This window comes from Kitasatospora aureofaciens (assembly GCF_019192735.1).
GTDB classification, from domain to species: Bacteria; Actinomycetota; Actinomycetes; order Streptomycetales; family Streptomycetaceae; genus Kitasatospora; species Kitasatospora aureofaciens_A.
Map to the genome: position 1 here is coordinate 1 of NZ_JAHTKP010000143.1, position 3,907 is coordinate 3,907.

The 3,907-nt window shown below is 70.3% G+C and carries 4 protein-coding genes; 2 read left to right on the forward strand and 2 right to left on the reverse strand.

The window, feature by feature from the left end:
* Positions 1 to 403: 403 nt before the first annotated feature.
* Together KV557_RS41540 and KV557_RS41545 are read right to left on the reverse strand one after the other, a co-directional pair.
* Complete coding sequence (locus tag KV557_RS41540; protein ID WP_218207310.1) at positions 404 to 1,453, reverse strand: hypothetical protein; 1,050 nt, start codon at positions 1,451 to 1,453, stop codon at positions 404 to 406.
* The gene (locus KV557_RS41545) at positions 1,450 to 1,797 is read right to left on the reverse strand and encodes a PadR family transcriptional regulator (RefSeq protein ID WP_218207311.1); all 348 of its coding nucleotides are present in this window, start codon (positions 1,795 to 1,797) and stop codon (positions 1,450 to 1,452) included. Before KV557_RS41545 ends, KV557_RS41540 begins: the two co-directional genes overlap by 4 nt.
* Before the next feature lie 180 nt (positions 1,798 to 1,977).
* On the opposite strand from KV557_RS41545, the gene KV557_RS43915 reads away from it, so the two are divergent.
* Both KV557_RS43915 and KV557_RS41550 read left to right on the forward strand, forming a co-directional pair.
* Positions 1,978 to 2,103: a hypothetical protein gene (locus tag KV557_RS43915; RefSeq protein ID WP_256178741.1), complete on the forward strand. Its 126-nt coding sequence runs from the start codon at positions 1,978 to 1,980 to the stop codon at positions 2,101 to 2,103.
* A 13-nt stretch (positions 2,104 to 2,116) separates the two neighbouring features.
* Positions 2,117 to 3,061 (forward strand): fascin domain-containing protein, encoded by a 945-nt coding sequence (locus tag KV557_RS41550; RefSeq protein ID WP_218207312.1) that lies wholly within the window; start codon positions 2,117 to 2,119, stop codon positions 3,059 to 3,061.
* Positions 3,062 to 3,907 lie beyond the last annotated feature (846 nt).

Below are 3,907 nucleotides of genomic sequence, written 5' to 3' on the forward strand. Positions count from 1 at the left end.
TCCACTGCACCGTGGCCACGCTGCCACCCCTGGCCCAAGGAACAAGTCCCAGACCGCTCCCCGGGCCGCCCCAGAGCATCTCAACTCTGGGTCATCGCAAGGAACTTGGAATTAGCCACCAAGATCGCGCAAGCGTGACCAGGGGCTGCCCGTGCCGCGACAGCGGCGGACGGGGTGGTCGCCGCGCTGTACGGATGGCCATCAGCGGGCAGCTGCGGATCCTGCACGCCCCGCAGGCGCGGGTTAACAACGCCTGCGGTGGTGCGGGACTTGGGCGGGTACCGGAATCCGCTCTTGGTGAGGAGTGGGAGAGAGCGCCAGCGTTATCTCGCTGAGACGGTGGGAGCCTCCGCGCGGCAGTTGTGTGCTGGGCGCCGTCAACGAGGCGCTGAGGCTCGGGTGTTCACGTCGTCGTGGGTGGGTCGGTGGGGCGGGAGCGACGAAGGGTGTGACGGAGGTGGGCCAGGAGGGTGGCGGTGGCGAGGAAGGCGAGGACGACGCCGGCGTTGCGCAGGAGGTCATGGGAGTTTTGCGAGGGCACCAAGTAGTAGGGCGGGGCGAGCATGGCCGTCCAGGGGAGGACTGCCACCGCGATGCCCGCGGCGTGCAGGCGGTCGGGCCGGGGGGCGCCGAGGTGGAGAAGCAGGGCCAGGCTCATCACGGCGACGGGCCAGGCGGCGCATGCATCGAGCAGGTTCTGGACGACGGGCGAGATGCCCGTGGGGCCGAAGAAGATGTCGATCGGGTCGGGCCGGGGCCAGCAGACGGCGAGGGCGCTCATCGGGACCGCAAGGGCGAGAAAGGCGAGCACGAGCCTGCCGCGGCCGCGCGCAGAGAGGTCGACGGCATCGGGCGGGGTGATCAGCAGCAGCGTGCCGGGCACGAGCCCAGCCGGCAGCAGCAGGAGGAGAAAGAGGGCAAAGGCCCACCGGGGAGAGGGTGTGGACGCCAGCTCGGAGCCGATCCGCCCGAGGATTCCCAGCAGGACCAGGATCCGGGCCGACGTCCACCGACCGAGGGAGGCGCAGAGCAGGGCGAGGACCCAGGGGCAGGCCTGCGCCACCATCAGGGCCCGGAAGGAGACGGGGAGCCCCCAGTCTTCCGACCCGAAGTGGTCGAGCAGGAAGAGTCCCGTCAACAAGCGGACCATGCTCAGGCCCGCCCCGCTGGCGAGGATGAACGGCGCGGCGCCGGCCGCGATCCGGCCGAGGGGGTCGGAGGAGCTGAGCCGGGTGCGCAGCCGCAGGGCGTGGGCGGCGAGGTGGGCCCACTCGCGCAGGGCGGTACTGCGGCTCGCGTTCTCGGTGGCCTCGGCGAAGACGGCGGCGATCTCCTCGCCGTGCGCGGCACGGTACTTGGCCGGGTAGAGGCCGAGCAGCGGGAGCCTCGCCGGGAGCGGGAGCCGCGCGGGCAGCGAAAGGCTCGCGGGCGCGTTCGGGAGCGGGGCGGTCATACCGTTCCCCCGTTCGGCTGGAGCTGGCCGAGCGCAAGCCGGCGTTCGGCCTCAGCCACGCCCGCGCGCAGACGCTCCGTCTCCGCTGTGAGGGTGCTGCGGCCCTGGTCGGTCAGGGCGAAGCTGCGGCGCAGCTTTCCGGCGACGACCTCCTCGTGGTCGACGCGGATGAGTCCTTGCTGGAGGAGGCGGTCCAGGGCGGTGTAGAGGGTGCCGGTGAGGAGCTTGGTGCGGCCCCCGGAGATGGCCTGGACTTCCTGGAGGATCGCGTAGCCGTGCCGGGGGGCGTCGGCCAGGGCGGTGAGCACGAGCCGGGTCGGCTCCTGGAGGTGACGGTCTGCCATATCGGCATCATACATTGATGGTTGAGATACATCGATGACTTAGCTACGCTTCTCGCACGCCGCTCACACCCGGCTATCAATGGCGCGTCAGATGTCATGGGCCTGCCAGTGCCGCAGTCGAGTTCCTCGATGAGCCGCAGATGTCATGCACCTTCCATCTTCCTGAAGGAGTGTCTCCGTATGACGCGATCCAAGCGGGCTGTTCCCGCTCGGCGCCGGCTCGCCGCGGCCGGCCTCGCTGCGGTCTTCCTCACCGCGATCCCCGTGACCCAGACCGTCCGCTACGCGCTGACCCCGAAGAGCTGAGGAGACCAGACCCATGAAGAGTCTCTTGCGCACCGCCGGTTCCATCGTGCGCGGCTTGCGGACCACCGCCGTTGCCGCCAGCACAGCCCTGCTCTGCCTGGTCGGCCTGCCCGCGACCCACGCTTCCGCGGCCACCTGGACGCAGTCGGTCACCGGGCCGGTGTTCCTCACCAACGGGGGCTGGCCCGACCACGTCCTGTGCGCCAGTCCCACCGACGACAGTGTCTGGCTCAAGCCGTTCGACGCCTCCAACGCGTACTGCCAGTGGATCCGGATCGGGGACCGCGGCCGGTTCCTGCTCTTCAACCCCCAGAAGCAGAAGGTCGCGGCCTACCTCGGCGGCAACGAGGGAGCCGTGGTGATGGAGAACCTCAACTACCCCACGCCCAGCCTGCAGCTCTTCTCATGGGGCGGCGCCGAGGACTGGGGCGCCTACGCCCTGCAGTCCTTCGAGGACAACGGGCAGAACATCGATGCCAAGGACCCCAACAGTGACAACCCACGTACCAACGCGGTGCACACCCGGGGCTGGCGGCACGGCCACCAGCGGGAGCTGACCTGGAACGAACTCCCGGTGGCCACTCCCAGCATCGGCCGGGCCGTCGGGGCGCTTCAGGCCTACCAGAGCTACCTGAACACCGTGTTGGGAAGCGCCGCTCCGGATGAGATCGCCTGCGTCACGGAGGTCACCCCCCTCCGCTCGCAGTCCAACGGCCGGTTCGTCTCGGCCGAACTCGGCTACGGCGGTGACAACTACGCCGAGCTGCGCGCCCGCGCCGACGTCGAGGCCGGCTTCGAACAGTTCAACCTGTGCCGCGACAACCGGAACAGCCTCTACTCGATCCGGTCCTCCGCCAACGGCAAGTACGTCTCGGCCGAATTCGCCTACGGCGGTGACAACTACGCCGAGCTGCGCGCCCGCGCAGACGTCATCGGCGGCTGGGAGCAATTCCAGTAATCGCTTCGCGGGCACAGGTGCGGCGGGGAGCGCACCACCTGTCGCCCTCGAGCCCGTCAGTCGGCGGGGCTCGGACCTCTCAGGAGGAGGTCCGAGCTCCTGGCCGTCACCGACGGCGGGCAGGTGTCCTTCGGCCTTCTGCAGAGCCGCGCGGGCAAGGGACCGCGGTCCGGCGCCGGGTCCAGCGTCGTCTTCGCAGCCTTCGACCTCCTCGCCACCGGCGACGGCACCGACCACCGAGAGCTCCCCTACCGAGAGCGCCGTGAGCTGCTGCTCGACCTGCTCGACGGCGCCCCGGCTGGCATCCGGCCCACCCCGCGACCGGCCTCAAACCGATGCGTCGGCCGGGGCTCGCTGACGCGGGCCCCGGCCGGCCGCGCGCGAGCCGCTACGCCAGCGCGGCGACGACGCCAGGCTGCCCGGTGCAGCAGCGGGTCGAGGACGGGGAGAGTCTCGGCGGCCGCGCGGCGGGCGCGGGCGGTGGGGAAGGTGTTCTTCCCTGTCAAGTCAATGTGTTCAGAAGCCGTTGCTCAATCGAGCTTGGTGATCGTGAGGAGTCTGCTGCCTCGGTCGGATGATCCTCTGTTTCGGGTGCCAGGACGCTTCGGGGCTGGGCCCTACCGCCTGCGGTGTCACCGCAGGCGGATAGCCTCCGGCGGGAACGGGCGACCAATGGGAGTGGGCATGGACATCGAGGAGATGCTGGATCGACTCGGCGCGGTGATCGGACCGCCGCCCGCGGACGGCGTGACCCCGGTCCCGTGGGAGCTCGCACCCGCGGCGATCGGTTTCCAGCTGCCCGCGGACTACCGGGCGTTCGCCGACCGGTACGGGTCGGTCAGCATC

What these genes read in the sequence shown, in the direction of transcription:
- KV557_RS41540 (WP_218207310.1), bottom strand. Translation starts at nt 1,453, where the DNA reads ATGACCGCCCCGCTCCCGAACGCGCCCGCGAGCCTTTCGCTGCCCGCG.
- KV557_RS41545 (WP_218207311.1), bottom strand. Translation starts at nt 1,797, where the DNA reads ATGGCAGACCGTCACCTCCAGGAGCCGACCCGGCTCGTGCTCACCGCC.
- KV557_RS43915 (WP_256178741.1), top strand. Translation starts at nt 1,978, where the DNA reads ATGACGCGATCCAAGCGGGCTGTTCCCGCTCGGCGCCGGCTCGCCGCG.
- KV557_RS41550 (WP_218207312.1), top strand. Translation starts at nt 2,117, where the DNA reads ATGAAGAGTCTCTTGCGCACCGCCGGTTCCATCGTGCGCGGCTTGCGG.